Source organism: Scytonema sp. NUACC21 (genome assembly GCF_054684315.1).
The window spans coordinates 50,822-69,936 of the sequence record NZ_BAAFZH010000063.1 but is presented as its reverse complement, the minus strand read 5'-3'; the positions used below and the strand labels follow the sequence as shown (position 1 = coordinate 69,936).

Sequence of the window (19,115 nt, the reverse complement as noted above, 5' to 3'; positions counted from 1 at the left end):
GACACGACTGAGAACTGCCACAAAACTTAATAAGTATAAAACAATGACTATACTAAGAGATGGTATGCGCTTTATACTTATTTTTAAAGCTTTTCATGATTGTAAACTCCGTAATTACCCCATTGCTACCAGTAGCTATAATTCATTACTCATAACACAGGTGCATTCGCCGTAGTGAAGGAGTAACAAGTGAGTCAGCAGCACAAATGTCATCGGTTGAAACTGATGAAGCTTTTCAGCACAAGAAATTTGCTGCCAATACTCGTTGGTATTTGTGTCTCGATCGCAGTCGTTTTCCTTTATCAAAGATTACTAGTACAAGAGTGTGCGACTATTGAGAAACTTGTTCAACAACAGGCGATCGCATTTGAAACTAAACTGAGTGCCGAACTCGACACTCGCATCTTAGCACTAGAGCGATTGGGACGGCGCTGGCAAGTACGTGGTGGGACTCCACAAAAAGAATGGGAAGCTGATGCCACAGCTTATGTGAAAGACTATAAAGGATATCGCGCACTTGAATGGGTTGACCCATCGCTTCAAGTTCGTTGGATTGTGCCGTTAGCTGGAAACGAAACCGTACAAAATCTGGATTTAACAAAGGAACCGAGACGACGGGTGGCGCTAGAAGCGTCCAGAAAAAAGCGTCAAACTACTTTTACTCGCACAATCAACCTTGTCCAAGGGGGCGAAGGATTTTTGGCATACGTCCCCCTGTTTGTAGACAACAAATTTGATGGATTTATCGTCGGAGTTTTTCAGGTTCAATCTTTGTTGGATGCTATTCTACAAGTACCGCAAGGTTATAAACTTCGGGTTTTTGACAGTGACGAGCTGATTTACAGTCAAAATTCACAGATCCAGGAGCGATCGCGAAGCTTGTTTGGCGGCTGGAATGGATGATTACGTTAGCAAACCCGTTCAGCTTGAGGAATTAGCTTAAGCATTGAGTCGATCTCGCTCTCTCAGCAGTATAATTCACCCCAACCCCCTTATCAAAAGAGAGATGGAAGAGAAAGATTTAGAACCCGCTACAATTGATGGCACAATGCTGCAATCTCTGTGGGATATGGTAGAAGGAGATAAAGTTGTTTTTGCCGAACTCCTTAACTGTTATCTAGAAGACGCTCTTATTCTGGTAAAAACTCTCAGCACAGCTGCCAAGAACCAAGACGCTCATACTTTACACCAAACAGCACACAAACTCAAATCCAGCAGTGCTTATGTTGGAGCAACGCTTATGTCCCAGTTAAGTCAAGAACTAGAAGCAATGGCAAAAAGCAACAATTTACAGCAAACTACTCAAACAGTCCAACAACTTCAAAAAGAGCATGAAAGAGTCACTAGCGCCCTCAGAACAGAACTCGAAAAGACAAGGTTATGAAGCAATAACTTATATATATGACCAACGACAGATGACAAAGGACAGTATTAATTAGTTAAATCTATTTATGAGGAACCTTAGCATAATAAAAAAATTAGCAAATCTTAATATAAATTAAATAAAACCCTCGTATTAAAGCTTACTTGTATTTTAAGTAACGTGAAATTAGAGATAAAAAAAAAATAGTCAGAAAAGGGATAAAAATAACGCGAACGAGAACAAAAATATAAAAAAATAATTAAATTTAATGAAAAACTTTATATCTAATTTTCACAACATTCTTAAAACTTTAACTTTGAGTTTACAAAAAAAACATCTCATTGAAAGCTCCGTAAATATCCTTATTGTTTAAGTGATTGCGATCGCCCATAGTAAAAGTTGATTCGACACTTACCTTGTGGCATTAGAGCAGATGAGACAATGCTTTTTACTGAGTGGTGAGACTTTGCTAACATTTCTCGTAATAGCAGGGTGCTTGCTTGTTGGAATACTAATAATATCAATGTATTGCAAGCAGGGTGCCAAAGCAAGCGATCGTGAAATAGCAGCAATCAATCGGCAGCTTGCCCAAAGCCTGTTTAAGCAAGAACAGGAGGAAACCTTGAGACTGAGGGAACGGGCGCTAGCGGCTAGCAGTAATGGAATTGTCATTACTGATGCCCGACTTCCCGACCTTCCGATTATTTACGTCAACTCTGCCTTTGAGCAAATTACAGGCTACAGTGCTTCTGAGGTGATGGGACGTAACTGCCGATTTTTACAAGGCACAGATACTCAACAACCAACACTTGAGGAACTGCGGTCAGCATTCAAGACAGGAAGGAGTTGCACCGTTGTTCTCCGCAACTACCGTAAAGATGGAACGTTATTTTGGAATGAATTACGAATTTCTCCTATTTATGACAACAACGAAACTCTAACCCACTTTATTGCAATTCAGACCGATATTAGCGATCGCATACAAACACAAGAAGCACTGAGGGAAAAAGAAGAACGCTGGCAACTCGCACTGCGGGGAAATAACGATGGCATTTGGGACTGGAACGTCAAAACCAACGAAGTATTTTTCTCTGCTCGCTGGAAGGAAATGTTAGGGTATGAAGACCATGAAATTGCTAACAATTTAGATGAATGGGCACGTCGCGTTCATCCAGAGGATTTGGAGTGGGTGACACAGGCGATTAAAGACCACTTTGCAAAAAAAACCCCCTTTTACATCACCGAGCATCGAGTTCAATGTAAGGATAATAGCTATAAGTGGATTCTTGACCGAGGACAGGCACTTTGGGATGAAGAAGGAAATGTCGTGCGGATGGTGGGGTCTCATACAGATATCACCGAACGCAAACAGATGGAGGAAGCTTTAAAAGAGAGCGAAGCGCGATTTCGTACATTAGCAGACACCGTTCCCAGGTTAATTTGGGTTTCCGGTACTGATGCAATGTGTAACTTTTTCAATCAGACCTGGCTCAATTTTACTGGAAGAACTTTAGAACAAGAACTTGGTAACGGTTGGACAGAAGGAGTCCATCCAAAAGACTTGCAATACTGCCTGGATACATATCTCAACGCCTTTGCAGAACGACAACCCTTTGAGATGGAGTATCGTCTGCGCCGTGCTGACGGTGAGTATCGTTGGGTTGTAGATACTGGAGTACCGCGATTTACAACCGATGGCAGCTTTGCTGGATATATTGGTGCCTGTGTGGATATGACCGAACGCAAGCAAGCCGAAGTTGCCCTGCAAATTTCTCAAGCTCGCTTTGCTGGCATTTTGGAAATTGCCAACGACGCCATTATCTCGATAGATGCAAACCAGCATATTACCTTATTTAACCAGGGTGCAGAAAGGATTTTTGGTTACTCGGCACTTGAAGTGATAGGCCAACCTCTAAGCTTACTGCTGCCCGAAGGTGTTGCTGCTAAACATCACCAGTCTGTTAAAAGCTTTGGTCACTCAGGTAGTGAAGCGCGACGCATGGGAGAACGTAGCGAAATTTTTGGTCGTCGTCAAGATGGTACAGAGTTCCCAGCTGAAGCTTCTATCTCTAAGTTAGAAATTAATGATGAAACAATATTTACAGCTATTTTACGAGATATTACAGAGCGCAAGCTAAGAGAAGTAGAACTACAACAAATGAGCGCTGTTTTAGAAAATGCAGTATCCGGCATCTCGCGACTTGATACTAAAGGACGATATGTGTCTGTGAATCGAGAATATGCTAGTATTGCAGGTTACCAACCTTATGAAATGCTGGGAATGAGTTGGCAAGCTACTGTCCACCCTGAGGACATTGAGAAAATGCTTGCTGCTTATCAGCAGATGCTTGAGCAAGGCAAGGTGGAAGCAGAAGCTAGAGGTATTCGTCCGGATGGCTCCATCTTTTACAAACAAGTCGTGATGGTTCCTGCTTATGACGCACAACAACAGCTCATCGGACATCACTGCTTTATGAAGGATATTACCGAACGCCTGCAAGCACAGCAAGCCTTACAACAATTGCTAGAGAAAGAAACCCGTCAGCGGGAAGAACTCACTTTAAAAAATATTGCTCTCAAGCAGGCAAAACGCGATGCCGAAGCTGCAAATCGGGCAAAAAGCGAGTTTTTGGCGATGATGAGCCACGAAATTCGCACACCCATGAATTCAATCATTGGCATGACAGCATTACTGCTAGATACTGAACTTACTCCCCAACAAAAGGATTTTCTTGAAACAGTCTGCAGTAGTGGAGAGTCGTTGCTCACTATTATTAATGATATTTTAGATTTCTCCAAAATAGAATCTGGCAAGCTAGAACTGGAAGAACAGCTTTTTGACTTAAAAGCTTGCGTGGAGGACGTTACAGACATTTTGGCTCCTAAAGCAGCCCAAAAGAATATTATTTTAGCTTATGCAATTCAGCCGCAGGTGCCGTCTTACATTATCGGTGATGTCACGCGTCTGCGCCAAATTTTAGTAAATCTTGTTGGGAATGCTGTTAAGTTTACTGAATCTGGAGAAGTGATGGTTTGTGTTCGGGCAAAACAACGAGTTACAGGAGAAATACAACAGAAGGTATCTTGGGAAGTTGAATTTTCTATCAAAGACACGGGTATTGGTATTGCATCTGAAAAAATGGAACGTTTATTCAAACCATTTTCTCAAGGGGATGCCTCGACGACCCGACAATATGGTGGCACGGGATTGGGACTGGCAATTAGCAAGAGGCTCTGTGAGATAATGGGCGGCACTTTATGGGTTGAGAGCTGTGGTTGCGTCGGTGGCACTCCCAGTCCAACATGGGCACGTGAAGAACAATGTTTTTTTGACAGCCTTTGTGTTGGTTCGACTTTCTATTTTACCATTACTGCCCAAGCCTTCACCGATCCAACACACAGTAAATTTCAAAATTTGCGTTCTAGTTCTCCAGAATTTGACCCTCATTTTGCAAAACGCTTGCCCCTACGAATTCTTTTGGCAGAGGATACGGTTATCAATCAGAAAGTTGCACTGCTGATGCTTGAAAAAATGGGTTATCAGGCAGATATTGCAGTTCATGGGCTGGAAGTGCTAGAAGTGTTACGCTCTCAATCCTACGACTTGGTGTTGATGGATATTCATATGCCCCAAATGGATGGGTTAGAAGCAACGCGGAGAATTTGTCAGGAATGGGATGTTGATGCACGTCCTTACATCATCGCCATGACTGCTAATGCCATGCAGGGCGATCGCGAGGTTTGTCTTGCTGCTGGTATGGACGATTACATCAGCAAACCCGTTCAGTTCTTGGAGTTAGCCAATGCGTTGAGCAAGTGCCGTCCTCGAAGGCGTTCTGAATTTATATCTAGCGACGTTGATAATCCACAATCTTTGCAAAACCCCTCCCCTCATTCTTCCCCCCCAGCATTTCGGGATGCTGCAACTGGGTTGGAGTACCGTACTTCAGAAGGAGCAATTGATACTAAAATCTTGCGTTCCCTGCGGGATATGCTGGGAGGGAATGGGGAGGCATTTGCTAAACTGCTGGAATTTTATCTTGTGGAAGCTTTTAAGCTCATACAAGATATGAGTGCCTCTGTTCAAAATCTCGATGCCCAAGCTCTATGGCAGACAGCGCACAAACTTAAGTCAAGCAGTGCTTCTGTTGGAGCAATTTTCCTGTCACACTTGTGTAAGGAGTTAGACGCTAGGGGAAGAAACAACGATCTGCAGGGTTGCCAAGAAATACTCTCACAACTTGAAAAAGAGTATGAACGAGTCAAAACTGCCTTACAAACAGAAATAAGTAGGGTGACACAAATAAAGTTAACTCATGAAGACCGTCCTTAGTCCTTTGTCATTAGTCATTAGTAAGGATTTCGAGTCGGTTTACATTTCACAACACATTTCTATTTATTTCTGTCCACTTACTTCATATAAGGAAAAAATATATAATGCAAGGCACTATTACAGAAAATCAATCTTTAGTTCTTATTGTTGATGACGATCCATTTTTTCGGATGCAACTTCGACTGTTTCTAGAAACGGAGGGTTATCTGATAGCGGAAGCACAGAATGGCAGAGAGGCTCTCACTATCTTTAACCAATTGCATCCTGATATCGTACTTCTTGATGCTATCATGCCAGATCTGGATGGATTTGAATGCTGCACTCAGTTGCAATGTTTGGGTAGTAGTCAATATACTCCTGTTTTGATGATTACGGGTTTAGAAGACCAAGCATCCGTTGACCGAGGGTTTGAGGTGGGTGCAAGTGATTATGTGACCAAACCAATTCACTGGGCAGTTTTGCGTCAGCGGGTCAGGCGATTGATTCAGCAATCTCAGCTTCAGCAAAAATTGGAAGCCACTAACAAAAAGCTACAAACTGCTAACAAAGAATTGCACCGATTGGTTGCTATTGATGATTTAACTCAAGTGGCCAATCGCCGCAAGTTTCATGAGTATCTCGACCTAAAGTGGAGGCTGATGAGCCAGAAGCAATTACCTCTTTCCCTCATTATGTGCGATATCGATTTCTTTAAGTCTTACAACGATACCTACGGTCATCGGGCGGGCGATCGCTGTCTTCAACAGGTTGCTTGTGCCATCAAAGAAAGTGTGAAAGCCCCTGCTAACTTGGTTGCACGTTACGGAGGGGAAGAATTTGCCGTGATTCTACCCAACACCAACGCCCATGAAGCTGCTGATATTGCTCTGACCATCTGCTACACTGTCCGAAAACTCTCTATCCCCCACAGCAACTCCCGAGTCAGCACTCGTGTGACAATAAGTGCCGGTGTTGCCACAGAAATGCCTCAAGCAAATGGTGATGGTGAAGGGCTGATTGCTGAAGCTGACAGGGCATTGTATGCAGCAAAAATAGGCGGACGCGATCGCGTGCATACTGCTTTATCTGGGGCTGTTTATTGTATTGGGCATCTCGACAACAATTTTTCTTGGATTAAACATTGAGTGCCCACTGCTCTTACCGTTTTGCCTAAAAACCCACCGCCTCCCACTCAAAGATGCAATATGTCACGGCATATACTCATGAAAACCTTCCAAGTGGGTTTCGTCTCCGGAATGGATAATTAGGGTTCCGATTGCACTACCGGGCTGGCGAGGCTTGCGGGGTGATTGGAGTTCGGCAATCAGTCTGGCGACGGTGCGATTGTCAGAAAAAATCTGCACTTCTTCACCAGGTTGCAGGCTTGCAATCAGTTCAGGTAAGCGACGTTGGGCTTCTGTTAATGAAATCCGTATCATTAGTTCTATGCTGTAGGATTGCTAGCCGACACCTTTTATAGTAACTTGAACCTGCGAGTCTAGATAATTCTTCGCATATGCTTTCAATTTTCAATTGCTTTTATCGGTAGAAACTAGTTTGTATAATTTGCAACACAAAGAAAAGAATCACCCTTGGTGTTTGAGGGACTGACCTGGAGAGAGTTCAAAGCAGTTGAGCAATTGTTAGACCGTCCTGGATATCGGTTCTCTTTCCTGGATGGTGTTTTGGAGATCCGACGCATGCCCGGTGAACGCCACGAAACTGTTAAGGAAAGAATCGGCGCTTTGTTAGAACTATACCTGCTGATGGCAGGGTTTGACTTCACCTCAACTGGCTCCATGACTCTAGAGAGTGAAGCAGGTGCTGTCAAGCGAGAAGCTGATAAATCTTATAAACTTGCCCCAGGTCGAGTGCGTCCCGATTTAGTGATTGAGGTGGTGTTTACTAGTGGCGGGCTCAACAAGCTGTCGGCATATAAGCGGCTGTTGATTCGAGAAAAAATAGCGGTAGAAATTAAAAGTTTTATCAGTACATCGAATGTTTCAGAATTTCATACTGCCTTAGGACAATTTTTAAATTATCGGGATGCATTAGATAAAGTTGAACCCGATCGCTTACTTTATTTAGCTGTTCGCGTTCCAATTTATGAAAGTTTTTTTCAACGGAAATTTATTGCATCGGCAGTTAAAAAATATCAATTACGATTGATAATTTACGATGTACAAGAGGAGGTTATTCGTCAATGGCTGTAGAACAATATCGGCAGTATATTCGACATCTTCTCTCCGAACGACAAAAGCGGGCTTCAATGTCACGAAATTACGAAGAGTATGAGGTGCAAACAATTTTCGACGAACAGCAAGACCACTATCAACTACTTTATGTTGGTTGGCGGGGAAATAAACGAGATTTTGGCTGTATTCTACATCTCGATATAAAAGATGGGAGAATTTGGATTCAACATGATGGTACGGAAGAAGGAATTGCGAATCGATTGGTTGAAATGGGAGTACCCAAGCAAGATATTGTTTTGGCGTTTCACGAACCGTATGTGCGTCAATTTACTGATTTTGGAACTTGAGAAATCAAACTACGGGAAAGAATTAATACTGAAAGCGCAAAGACTTGTTTAAATTTTCCCTCCGAGAAGGCGGCTGTAGATAACCATTCTACTGTTGCTTGACGGCGAGCCGTCACTTTTTGCGACGGGAAAAGAATAAAAGCAATGCTACCAAGTAATGCGATCGATTCAAAAAACTTGATAATCTGGATTAACAGGAGCTTCAGCATGAATTTCCTCTGAAACCCATTTAACTGCAACATAGGAGCGATCGCAACGTTTGACTTAGAGCAAATGCCCTACTTATGATGCCAAACTTTATAAAAGTCAATGTAATTCATTTTTTCAGAACAATACCAGAGAAGTTTATAACAGTGTCGAAATCTATCGAGTTCATCTTCTTTGACTTCATCAGAAAAGCAATTTTTAAAGAGTGAAATTAATTCTGGTATTTGTTCATCAAGCAGAATTTTCTTGAAATTATCTGCTGTCCGCTTGCGAACAACTTCACTGGTTGCAGATTTCACAAGATGTACTAAGGTATAAAATGCAATTTTGTTTCCCGGATCGGCTTTAGCTAACCTGCAAGCTCTACGTCTTTTGGTATCTTCATCTGTAGTGCCTGTAATTCCTTGGACTAACGCTGTTATCATTCTGGCATTCTCACCAGTGCCTTCTATGGGATTGCGGTATGGAGGTTTATCTCTATTCTCCAAACTCCCGATTTCTTGATTGGAAATTGCTTTTCCAGAACGAAGCATTTCCAAATTATCTGCTGCTTGTTGTTGCAGAAATTCATGATTTGTGGAATTTATAATTTTTTCGAGTGTGGAGAAAGCTAATGGGTTACCTGCGTCAATTTTTCCCAAGCTATAGGCGGCTTTCCTACGAATTGAATCCTTTTTAGTGGACTCAATGATTTTAATAAGTGCTGCAATTGCGACTGGATTGCCAGGGTCAACTTTTCCCAAGCTATCTGCTGCTTGCCAGCGTAAATTTTCATGAAGGATTGATGTTACAAGTTCTTCTAGAGCTGATATCGCAATTCGATTTCCTGGGTCAAAGATTTTCCCCAAACTGTATGCTGCATTCCATTTGTCAAAGTCGTTTTGGCTGGTTGTGATAAACTCTTCTAAGGCTGCGATCGCGCATTTGCGGTCAGTTTTCAGCAAAGCGACCCGCGCACCTTCTAAAATTGGGGAGGGAAACCGCCACCACTTTTGTTGTGTTGGGTGGAAATAACCAAAGCGCCATTTGATAAGTTGTGTTACAAGTTCATAACACAAAGAACAGTCTGCAAACTCGGCAATTCCCTGGGCTGCAAGAAAATAAGCCTGATAGCTGTAAAAATCCCCGCAGCCGTCTTTAAATTCGATGAGGGCTTGAATAAATTCTTCTTTGCGTGCTTGCGGTATGCTATCTCTCCCCAACCATAGCAAAATTACTTCCCGCCATTCTGGTTCAAAGATGCGGAAGGAGGAAACCTGAGGAGGAACAGTGTTTACGCTAGGATTCAAGAAAAAATGCCAATCATCAATTGCTAGTGCTGCAAAGTATTCTTGAAAAGTGGGATGGTAGAAGGCATAGACTTTTTCCCCTTGAGTTTCTGATATGCCTACTTGGTTGAGCCAACCAAGCTGTAGTGCTAATTGAAACATCCCATCATCAGGTGCGCCCAATACTTGGCAAACAAAGCGATGGCTGAGACGGAATTTAGTTTTTGCCTGGGCTATAGCCTGCAAAGCTAATTCCCCAAGTGCTTGATTTAATTGCTGGCGTTGGGCAGAAGTTGTAGGAAAGCGGTCTTGTTTCCACTCGTATATAGCTTCTACAAACTGCTCGTAAAGCATAGCTTTAGTATTGGGCAATCCTCCCCGCCGCAATCCCCAACTGCGGCACATCAGTGCTAGACGCAGGGGATTTTTCACCGCATCTTTTATCCGTCCTTTTCCCGGTTGATCTAACTCAGCTCGCAAATTTTGTCCCAATACAGGATTATCTCGAAACCAACGGCAAATAAACTGCCTTACTTGGTCTGGGGTCTGAGAATCACCATAAGTAAAATTAAGGTTGCGATAAGTATCAAAAGATTCTAAAGCGTTTTTTCCTGCATCCCAAACGTTAAGCCGACAAGTGAGCAGAACTCTTGCATCTGCTATCCAACCCGTTAGGAAACTAGCAATTTTCACTAAAGCATGGCTGGATTCCATTGCCATTTCATCAACTGCGTCAAGCAGTAACCAAACCCTTCCTTCATTGAACTGTTCGCAGAATGCTTCTTCTATTTCTTTAGAAACATACAGTTTGCGAGTTGCCGATCGCAACCAATCTTGAAGGAGATACTGTTCTAAACTCTTTCCCTGCAAGTCCGCAAGAGAAATCCAGATAGGTAGGTCTTGTGTATTATCCAGTACCCAAAACGCAATTTTTTGCAGTAAAGTAGTTTTTCCTGCACCTGGTTCTCCAACAATGGCAATGCGCCTGCTTCGTCTTTGCCTTAGGACTTGTTCTAGAAATTCATCAGGTGCAAACGTCTGAGTCACCAACCTATCTTCTGATTCGTACAATCGCGAACCCTGTACTGGAGAAACGTCTTCACTGCGCCTGTCTCTGTGTTTCCTTTCCATCAATCCCAAAGGGACATACACTTCATCAAGTTCAAAACTCAACCCATCCAAACTTGTGAGTGGGTTGGTAGTCAATCGTCTCTGGTTCTGCGCCTCTAGGGTAGTACGGCATAATTGTTGCCAGTTGGGGGAGGGGGAGGGAGTGTCTGAGGGAGGGAGTGAGGGAGTGAGTTGTTCCTCGTACCCAGTGACTTGCTTCGACTTCTCAGGGCGGCGGCTTTCCCATTCCGTGTCAAATTGCCGTAAGTTAGCTTCCTTATCCCTACGGTTGTACCAAAGCTTTAAAGTAAAGTGCCAAGTTTCCGAACCACCCCGAGATAGACGGTTATCTTCCAAAATCTCTAAGAAATCCTCAAATCGTTTCAAGGCTTCCTTAATTTGTTCGGCGTTTAATGGAATTTGCCCTAACTCCACACCTGTCAACGCCGCCAAATATCTGACTTTCGTTCCGATCACCAATCGATTTTCTGTTTGCCAGCGCGTCTGGATTTGGGGGCGTAGCGCATCTAAAGCTACTTCATTGCACTCTCCCAATTCATCAGTAGCATAAGCAAGCAGCACTTCTAACAAGCGCCTTGCTCGTTTTTTTGCTTCTGGTCCGTAGCTTGGTCTTGCCATTGCTGTTGTCAAACAAAAGTTCGGGGAATCCCCTAAGTTTAACAACTTCCCCTAGGAGTCCAACCCTGATTTTACAGGCTTTCTCGCTGTTGAAACTTTCGTTGGCTTTAGGGAATTTGCCCCAAGTACATTGATGTATAGAAATAAGGAACTGCCAAGGAACATACAACAGGATGTCAGGAAGTCAATATGCTAAAACTAACATATACGCTCGATAATTTTAGCCTAGAGCATTTAAACGAATCTTTAGAAAATTGGGTAAATGTAAGAGTCATATTGGCTGTACGGTTGGCTACAAGCATCCATATTGAACCTAGCACTGCTTCTTTTCTACTGCCTGCAGAGTTTTCTGGCTTGATTGAGATGGAAAACGCAACTCGCGACAATAGCCTGCAAATTTGCCGTTGCGATAATGAGTTTATTGAGGTTGTTCTCAAAGGTCTGTGGTTAACCTCAGACGTAGAACGTGAAATCGGCGTGTTTGTAACGGAACTCTTACCATCTACGGAGTTACTGTTGCAGCAATTATCACAATCTTCAGTTACCAGTTATCAATCATCAGTTATAAGTTAATCCTGTTAACTGACCAGTCTTGCTGTTCGCGGGACTTTGGTATGACTTCCGAAATTAGCTTGTGACAGCTTTGTTAGCTAGTCATGCCGCCTTTCCCCGAACAGCATCCTCTTCAACAAAGTACAAAATATTCAAATATTCAGTCTTGCTGTTTGCGGGACTTGAGCGCGACTTCCGTAACGAAGCCTTTTGAAGCTTAATAGCTGGTCGTGCCACCTTTCCCCAAACAGCATCCTCTTAATATCATTGGTTGTATGTCGGGTTTATGACTGCTAACTATAATAATCGAGTTGAGCAGGTGGCACGGGAAGATTTAGTCATGTTTATTAATGCCTGCCTTGCCTGCACTGGACAAAAAGAATTTTATGATGATGCTTACGGTCAGCGAGTGTCCATTGATTTTTTACATGACTATATTCTTGGTAATTATCGTTTGCTATACGCTCGCACTTTAGCAGCTGGCATCAATCACTTTAATCAAGCACAAATTATTTTAAAACTGTTAGCAACAGGGCGGGAAACTAACCCAAAACATCGCGAGGAAGAAGGTGCATTAATTGCAGCAGCCTTGAGACAGTTACCACCTCAACGCGCTTGGGGACTGTTGCAGCAGCTGCGGAAACAACGAATTAATAACCGTCGCAGTCGTGCGATCGCTCGCGAATATCTTCAGCACCGCCGAGATATCAGCTTTGATGCTGTTAAGTATAGGGCAAAAGTGAGAGCCATTGTGTCTCATGCACACCTCAAACTACAAGGCGAACTGGGTAACTTTCTTTTCCGTAACTGGAAACAAAAGGTATACGAAACAGAGTTATTTGAAAAGTTTCGTCAGGCACATTACAGCGCCGAAGCAGTTTACGATTTGCCCTTTACAATTGCAGAAGGTTTGGCTGCAAAACATCAAATTAAGCGTGAAGTGTTCTTGTCTCGCATTCAACAACGCATGACTTTGACTGAGAAGTTGCGTTTTCAGAGTGCAGCCGAACGTACCGAACAAGTGGAAATCAATCTCGATTTGGGTCGTCTTCCCCTAACTCGTCTGGCATTGTATATTCTCTCCTTACCTGTGGAAACTCGACAAAAGGAATGGCAGACTTTAAACGAGGCATTAGAAAACTCTGCTCGGTTTACGTTAAAAAAAGCACCTCTAAAACTTGGGCGAGTCGCAGCCGTTTTGGATTGCAGCTACTCTAGTTCCGGCTCTTCAGAAAAACGCCGCCGTCCGTTAGGTGTAGCATTAGCTACAAATTATCTATTAAAAGCCGCATCCCAAGAATACCGTGCCTTTTGGACAGCACCTGTAGAAAATTCACTACTCATTCATCCTCGCGGACAAACCGACTTAGGGACTCCCCTACTTAATGCTTTAGAGTGGGGTGCAGACTTGGTGGTAATTGTTTCTGATGGTTGTGAGAACGATCCTCCCTGCGGTGCTGCACAACTGCTGCGTATTTTCCGCACCCGTTTAGACCCCATGCAGCGCACCTCCATAGTTCACTGCAATCCTGTCTTTAATTCAGAAGACTATTCTTTGGTTTCTCTGAGTTCTAGCATTCCTACCGTAGGGTTGCGAGATGCGGAGGATTTACCTACTATGCTGGGCTTTGCCCGGTTTGCTGATGGTTCTGCACCTTTGTCAGAACTGGAAGAGTATCTGGCAGAACGAGTGAAATTGTTGTTGTCTGTTAATGGTTAGTGGTTAGTGGTTCGTGGTTAGTGGCAATGAACAATTAGCCATTAGCAAATATCTAAAATTTTTATGGCACAAAAAACTCACTTAATATCCAATTTATCTTTAAAAGGACTAGAAATTGCCCCTTCTCAAGTTTGGGGTACAGTGCGACTTGTACCACTGCTGCGCCGTCAGGTACGTGGTGATTTGCGCTTACTACAACGCAATTATAACGAAGACATGACAATCGTCTCTCTGGAAGGGCAGATGACGGAACCAGGGATGAAGTACGTTTCTTATGTGCCTCACGGACTGGTATTGTCTTGGACAAATGATGGTAGCCCGCTAGCAACTTTTGGCGGACAGATGGTGAAATCTGATGGAAAACGTCTTGATTGGGGTTGTGCAACTGTGCGACTCATGCATCGCATGGCGAAGCGGGAGGGGACTAACCAATTGCGGTTTTTACCCCTACACCTGGCGATGGAAGGTTTTCTGTCGATGTTCTTCTCGGGTCCTGATATTGCCTGGAGTGAATATTCCAAGTATGCCCTCTCTTACGGTTTGGGTTGCCGCTTTGAAACATCTGTGAGTGGGCATTATATTGCTGGGCTAGAAGAAGCTTTGCGGGTATTTGAGATTCATGAAGGGCAGGTTGGAGTTTTGGTGTTTGTTGCAGAAGCCCTTGCCTCAGCATTTGTGGTTCCCACTCCAGAAGATTATCGACTTCTTCATACGAGTTTACTAGAAGACTTTTACGGTGAATTGCTCTATCAGTACGGCTTTCTGTACGATACGACTTTTCCAATGGATGTTTCTGTGGATGAGTCTAAAGTTAATAGTTTGGCTTCTTTGAGGCAAGCTATACAAACAATGCGTTCTGATTGGGCATCATTTCAAGGTTTTATGGCTTCTGGGCTTTTAGAATGTAGCGTTCAGTCTAAGATAGTTTATAGTGCTAAACCTTTCTTTCTCCAACGATTTATTTCTAACTTGAAACCCAAAGAAGAAAATCATATTGGGGAAGCGATCGTGCGAGAGAATGGAGAGTTGGAATACCTTAAAACCTACCGTCTATCAGCTGCACAAACCCGACGAGTTTACTTGCTCAGCAAATTAGCGGAACACAATTGGAATGTGGACGCTACTGCAGCCTCACTCAGTGATAGCCGTGAAGAGTTTGTGCGCCGTATGGAAAAAGCTGGTTTTGGTTACTTGCTGAATCAACAAGTGCGCGATGCAGCACGTAAGAAAGCACGCAAGCGTTGATTTGATAAAGCCCCATCTGAGTCTTGACTTTAAAGACTTGCTGTGCAGTTCCTCCCTTGCCATCCGTTACAGCTAAGGTCACGTTATAAGTGTCTAATTGATTGCCATTGGGAGTCCAACTCACAACTCCCGTGCTGGGGTTGACTGTCATCCCCTCTGGCTTGCTGACCAGTGAAAAGGTCAATGTGTCGTTATCAGCGTCTTTGGCGATCGCCAATCGACAGCAAAGTTAGAGAACTCTTTGTCTAACTTGGAGCAGAAGCTAGAAGCCGTTACAGATATATCTGAATCTGACATAATTAATAAAGCCCTTAGATGTTTTCTTGGTTTGGGTATTGATAGCGATTGCGATACTTACCAAACTGAATTAAACATTCTAAAAAATAGAATTGAGAAATTAATCAAAATCAACAATCTGAAAGAGGCTTAATTATGAAAACCGAACAGGAACGCGAACAATTGATTAAAGATATCAACGTTTTGCTATCATTGGTCATTTGTCATTTGTCATTTGTCATTGGTTATTGGTTTAATTGTTTTTAATTATTGACTATTGACCTTTGACCAAATAATTCGTAATTCGTAGTTAAAAATTTCATGAATTACGAATTGGGGCAAAGCGACTAAAGCGACTGCCCCCAGATTTCTCTGTGGGGTAATAATTACGAATTACGAGCAGGGAGATAGCGACTTGACCCTTGACTACTGACCTTCTGGACGAAAATGCGGCAGTTCAACAGCCGAGAAAGACTTTCGCCCTTTTGGTGGGCGGTGCGGATAAAGCAGGGGAGAGGGGGAATTAGAATTAGTCGATTCATTCATCAGCTGTTCCTGGGTAAGAGCAGTTCCCGATAGTTTGATGACTGGTAATTGCTCTGACCAATCTTGTTTAATTTCCTCAGTAGAATTACTTGTAATGGCTGATTTAGGTGTTTCTGATTCATCTGCCAAAGGTGTCGCCGTTGTTTCCCAAATAGCTGCAGCCGCCGGATTGCTATCTGCATTCGTTGCTGAAGGGGAGGGTGGCGATGCAGGTGCAGGATGAGCAGCGAAAAACATTTGGATGACATCATCTAATTGCTGTTCTAGACCACTAGCACCTACGACAGACACTGGTGGAATTTCTGGTGTATCAGTTGGCTGTGTTGGGGCTAGTGGTTCATCGTCATCTACGGTGGTCCAAATAGATGATTGGTTCTTAATGGGAATATTTCCTATTTGGGTACTTGTGACGGAAGATTCTCCCCAAGGATTATCGTCATCATCATCTGTAAAAGATTCTTGTTCTCCTGACCAAGGTTTAATGGGTTGTTGTGTGTAGGTAAACAAAGAATTCACCGGCTTGGAGAGTTTTGAGGGTTTGCTAGGTACGTTGCTATCATCCAAGGCATCGTAGCTGGGGACAGGAGCCTCCAAACACTTTTCTAGCGCTGCCTTAAATTGCAAAGTCTGGCGTTGCTGTCGCATTAAACGAGTCCGTAACTCCCGACAAGCATTTTCTGCTTGCACTAACTGATGAGACTGTTCGTTATAGTTAGATTGAATAAGGGAGCATTCCCGCTCTAACTGGGCAAGGCGTTGTTGGTTGAGTTCTAATTGCGTTTTGTGATTTTCGATGACACTCTCTTGGCGTTGAACGGTTGCAGTTGCAGTTTCTAGCTGTTGATATAGTGACTGCATTTCCTCTTGGGCAGCAGTCAATTCCTTTGCTTGTTGGTTCAGCATCGATTCTGTGACACTTGAGCGCTTTTTCTGCCACTCCACAGCTTTTTCCGACTCAGCTAGGGCAAGTTGGAGCTTCTGTACTTGGTCGTACAAGTCATCATTGGTGGAACGCAGTTCTTCGTTCAATGCCAATAATTTCTTGAATTCAGAGTCTATTGCCTGCTGTTTTTCGCGATCGGGCTCTGCTACCCAGTCTTCCTGAGGAGCATCGTCTGATGAAATTGCGCTCTCACACTGCTTATCTTGGGCAGGTGCTAGTAGTGGAACTTTCGCAATGGCTGTTGTTTCATTAACCAAGACAGAGTAAAACGGGCAACTCCCCTGTTCCGGTGACGGCGAGTTACTCGATTCTAATGGTTCAACAAAAGCCTCATTATTCGGAGTATCAGCTTCATTCATCTCTGTAATCTTTACCGAAAATTATTTTCCCGGAAGCCCTAGCTTTTAGTTTCTGGTGTTATCAAACCGCTGTTCTTTGGATCTATCCGTAGTACTGCGGCTTTACGAGTTAAGTTTCTAATCCACTAGCTTAAACTTAAAACCAGAGACTGTGGTAGCATTTCGCCTACAAATGCTGTGATAGCAAAATCTTCTCTAGAAGGCAAGTTCAATTCCTTTACGTTTCTAATACCAGCCACTAGCCTGATGTAGCTTTGCTGTGCTCTTGTTGCAAAAAAAGTAGAAGTTGACAATTTATGCCGATAGCTTCCCTACTGCCTTCAGCAGACCGCAGCCACTCATAAATTTAAGTAGGTTGCGTCAATAAAATTAACTGGCTAAAGCTATTCTTTGTCATTTGTTAATTGTCAGAATTTCAGAAATGTTTATATTTTTTAACTTAAGTGCAATACACATGAGAGGGCGAACAACCGGGGGCGAACAACCGTTCGCCCCTACGGTTATGTTAATGGTAATAATTTTGAAAAGCGGCGGTTTAGAATTTGCCCGGTTTTGAGGTGAAACTTAATTTATTCACCATATCAATTTGATGCCAAAAAACTAACCTTACTACGTGGGACAAATCCGGCGCAGTGACAACTGTTCAAAATCCGCGTTTTTCAAAGTGTGGAGAGTTCAAAAACTACCTATAGGCGACTGGAGGGTCTCCCCAAATCTCTTTTACTTTTTCACCAAAGGTCACTGCCCGATCGGTGCTGGTTGCAGCTACGGTTGTACCATCATAGCCAACTGTCACGAGAGGCCATGCTTCATCGCCTAATTCACCAGCGCGGAATAGTACCTGTTCGGGTTGTGCTTTACTCCAACCTAACAAGACAGCAATTTCATGCTTGTATTGGTCTTGAGAAGGTGTCACGGAATGCGACTGACCGTTCTTACAATCCCAAATGACAGCACGATCTGTAACGTCGGATGTGTTCATGTAGCCTTCAAACTTACGAGCGAGAAAGCGATCGCCTTTTTCCGACCAGCTGACAGGAACCAATACTCCAATAGTTCCTTGTGTATCGTTATTGGGTGCAGTGACATTAACTTTTAAGAGTGGGTCGTTTAAGGCAGAAGTAGAACTAATCACTCGCAGTTTCTTAGTTTGTCTATCTTCTACAAAGAGAATGCTACTCACGCGGCTATTGTGCATTTCTGGTTTAACTTCTATTTGCACGCGACTGTAAGCTGCGTATCTTCCATCTGGAGAGATGACAGGTACGCTGCGATAGTAACGTATTCCAGAAGCACCTTTTGAAGCAATGGTCTCTTGTGTAACCTGTATCCATTGCCAAGGAATGGCATGAGGACTACCTATAGGATCTACTTGTACTTCAGCTCCTTCTGGTGGTTTTTCAACCACAGGGACTGCGGTAACTGATTTTAAGGTATCTATCGAAGGCGCAACTTTAGCTGTTTGTAACACTTCGGCAGTCAAAACTTGTTTGGAGGCAGAATCATGATTGAAGATTGCCTGAGACTTCATCTTAGCGGCTTTCAATCTTTGCACCACATCTGATTGGCGCTCGGAAAAGTTTTCGCTCAGAGATTGCTGTGGGACGAGCGTTGGAGCAAGTTCCACTTTTGCTAGTAGTTCTTCATCAGGTGCTGCAATTTCTCTGGACAGAGAATCATCTTCAAGTATTAACCCCTCAAGTTCACGGTCTGGTAGTTGGGCTTGGTTAAGTGCAGCTATGGATATCGGTATGGATAGTGATTTAGAAACAAAGGTGTCTTGAGATATTTTTGATACTTCATCTAAATTTAGTTCGCCTACCGCAGTCGTTTCCATTGACACCGAGCCAGATGCTACAGCATTAGATTCTGGAATTACGGGTTTGCTTCTAGCTGCTTGTGTTTGTTTTGCCAAGGTAGAGTGAGCGGACGCCGCCAATAAAGGCGCGATCAGCATAACAAAAATTATATATTTTTGAAATGGTTGAATGGATAACCGTTCTAATAATAATAGGTGTTTTAGCATTTTCTGA

General features: G+C 43.2%; 15 protein-coding genes. 9 read left to right on the top strand and 6 right to left on the bottom strand.

Translation table 11 applies throughout. The features are described from left to right. The first annotated feature begins 189 nt into the window (after nucleotides 1-189). The 4 genes from ACYRY3_RS10655 (at nucleotide 190) to ACYRY3_RS10640 (ending at nucleotide 6,820) form a co-directional block, all read left to right on the top strand. Nucleotides 190-903 (top strand): CHASE domain-containing protein, encoded by a 714-nt coding sequence (locus ACYRY3_RS10655; RefSeq protein WP_460201648.1) that lies wholly within the window; start codon nucleotides 190-192, stop codon nucleotides 901-903. A gap of 43 nt (nucleotides 904-946) precedes the next feature. After that, nucleotides 947-1,384 carry an Hpt domain-containing protein gene (locus ACYRY3_RS10650; protein ID WP_460201647.1) on the top strand — a complete coding sequence of 146 codons (438 nt, stop codon included), beginning with the start codon at nucleotides 947-949 and terminating at the stop codon, nucleotides 1,382-1,384. A 502-nt stretch (nucleotides 1,385-1,886) separates the two neighbouring features. Beyond that, the gene (locus ACYRY3_RS10645; RefSeq protein WP_460201646.1) at nucleotides 1,887-5,696 is read left to right on the top strand and encodes a PAS domain S-box protein; all 3,810 of its coding nucleotides are present in this window, start codon (nucleotides 1,887-1,889) and stop codon (nucleotides 5,694-5,696) included. Between the two features lie 104 nt (nucleotides 5,697-5,800). Next, nucleotides 5,801-6,820, top strand: coding sequence for a diguanylate cyclase domain-containing protein (locus ACYRY3_RS10640; RefSeq protein WP_460201645.1), 1,020 nt, complete (start codon nucleotides 5,801-5,803; stop codon nucleotides 6,818-6,820). Nucleotides 6,821-6,883: 63 nt separating this feature from the next. Here the strand turns inward: ACYRY3_RS10640 and ACYRY3_RS10635 are convergent, their stop codons facing one another. Beyond that, the gene (locus ACYRY3_RS10635; RefSeq protein WP_460201644.1) at nucleotides 6,884-7,114 is read right to left on the bottom strand and encodes a type II toxin-antitoxin system Phd/YefM family antitoxin; all 231 of its coding nucleotides are present in this window, start codon (nucleotides 7,112-7,114) and stop codon (nucleotides 6,884-6,886) included. 156 nt (nucleotides 7,115-7,270) lie between these two features. Here ACYRY3_RS10635 and ACYRY3_RS10630 point away from each other — a divergent pair, with 156 nt between their 5' ends. Further along, nucleotides 7,271-7,888 carry an element excision factor XisH family protein gene (locus ACYRY3_RS10630; protein ID WP_460201657.1) on the top strand — a complete coding sequence of 206 codons (618 nt, stop codon included), beginning with the start codon at nucleotides 7,271-7,273 and terminating at the stop codon, nucleotides 7,886-7,888. A gap of 56 nt (nucleotides 7,889-7,944) precedes the next feature. Then, nucleotides 7,945-8,217 carry an element excision factor XisI family protein gene (locus tag ACYRY3_RS10625; protein ID WP_460201656.1) on the top strand — a complete coding sequence of 91 codons (273 nt, stop codon included), beginning with the start codon at nucleotides 7,945-7,947 and terminating at the stop codon, nucleotides 8,215-8,217. Here ACYRY3_RS10625 and ACYRY3_RS10620 read toward each other — a convergent pair. Beyond that, complete coding sequence (locus tag ACYRY3_RS10620; RefSeq protein ID WP_460201643.1) at nucleotides 8,193-8,426, bottom strand: hypothetical protein; 234 nt, start codon at nucleotides 8,424-8,426, stop codon at nucleotides 8,193-8,195. The two genes, ACYRY3_RS10625 and ACYRY3_RS10620, sit on opposite strands and share 25 nt — an antisense overlap. Before the next feature lie 69 nt (nucleotides 8,427-8,495). Continuing rightward, nucleotides 8,496-11,441 carry a HEAT repeat domain-containing protein gene (locus ACYRY3_RS10615; protein ID WP_460201642.1) on the bottom strand — a complete coding sequence of 982 codons (2,946 nt, stop codon included), beginning with the start codon at nucleotides 11,439-11,441 and terminating at the stop codon, nucleotides 8,496-8,498. Between the two features lie 189 nt (nucleotides 11,442-11,630). Between ACYRY3_RS10615 and ACYRY3_RS10610 the strand changes: the two genes are divergently transcribed. The 3 genes from ACYRY3_RS10610 (at nucleotide 11,631) to ACYRY3_RS10600 (ending at nucleotide 14,958) form a co-directional block, all read left to right on the top strand. Beyond that, nucleotides 11,631-12,014 carry an alr0857 family protein gene (locus tag ACYRY3_RS10610; protein ID WP_460201641.1) on the top strand — a complete coding sequence of 128 codons (384 nt, stop codon included), beginning with the start codon at nucleotides 11,631-11,633 and terminating at the stop codon, nucleotides 12,012-12,014. Between the two features lie 265 nt (nucleotides 12,015-12,279). Next, nucleotides 12,280-13,713 (top strand): hypothetical protein, encoded by a 1,434-nt coding sequence (locus tag ACYRY3_RS10605; RefSeq protein WP_460201640.1) that lies wholly within the window; start codon nucleotides 12,280-12,282, stop codon nucleotides 13,711-13,713. 63 nt (nucleotides 13,714-13,776) lie between these two features. After that, nucleotides 13,777-14,958 (top strand): ARPP-2 domain-containing protein, encoded by a 1,182-nt coding sequence (locus ACYRY3_RS10600; RefSeq protein ID WP_460201639.1) that lies wholly within the window; start codon nucleotides 13,777-13,779, stop codon nucleotides 14,956-14,958. Here the strand turns inward: ACYRY3_RS10600 and ACYRY3_RS10595 are convergent. The 3 genes from ACYRY3_RS10595 to ACYRY3_RS10585 all read right to left on the bottom strand — a co-directional run bounded on the left by ACYRY3_RS10595 (nucleotide 14,849) and on the right by ACYRY3_RS10585 (nucleotide 19,108). Continuing rightward, entirely contained in the window at nucleotides 14,849-15,142 is a 294-nt protein-coding gene (locus ACYRY3_RS10595) for an Ig domain-containing protein (protein ID WP_460201638.1), read from the bottom strand. The two genes, ACYRY3_RS10600 and ACYRY3_RS10595, sit on opposite strands and share 110 nt — an antisense overlap. A 518-nt stretch (nucleotides 15,143-15,660) precedes the next feature. Further along, nucleotides 15,661-17,082 carry a hypothetical protein gene (locus ACYRY3_RS10590; RefSeq protein WP_460201637.1) on the bottom strand — a complete coding sequence of 474 codons (1,422 nt, stop codon included), beginning with the start codon at nucleotides 17,080-17,082 and terminating at the stop codon, nucleotides 15,661-15,663. Nucleotides 17,083-17,764: 682 nt separating this feature from the next. Further along, nucleotides 17,765-19,108 carry a hypothetical protein gene (locus ACYRY3_RS10585; RefSeq protein WP_460201636.1) on the bottom strand — a complete coding sequence of 448 codons (1,344 nt, stop codon included), beginning with the start codon at nucleotides 19,106-19,108 and terminating at the stop codon, nucleotides 17,765-17,767. Nucleotides 19,109-19,115: the final 7 nt, after the last annotated feature.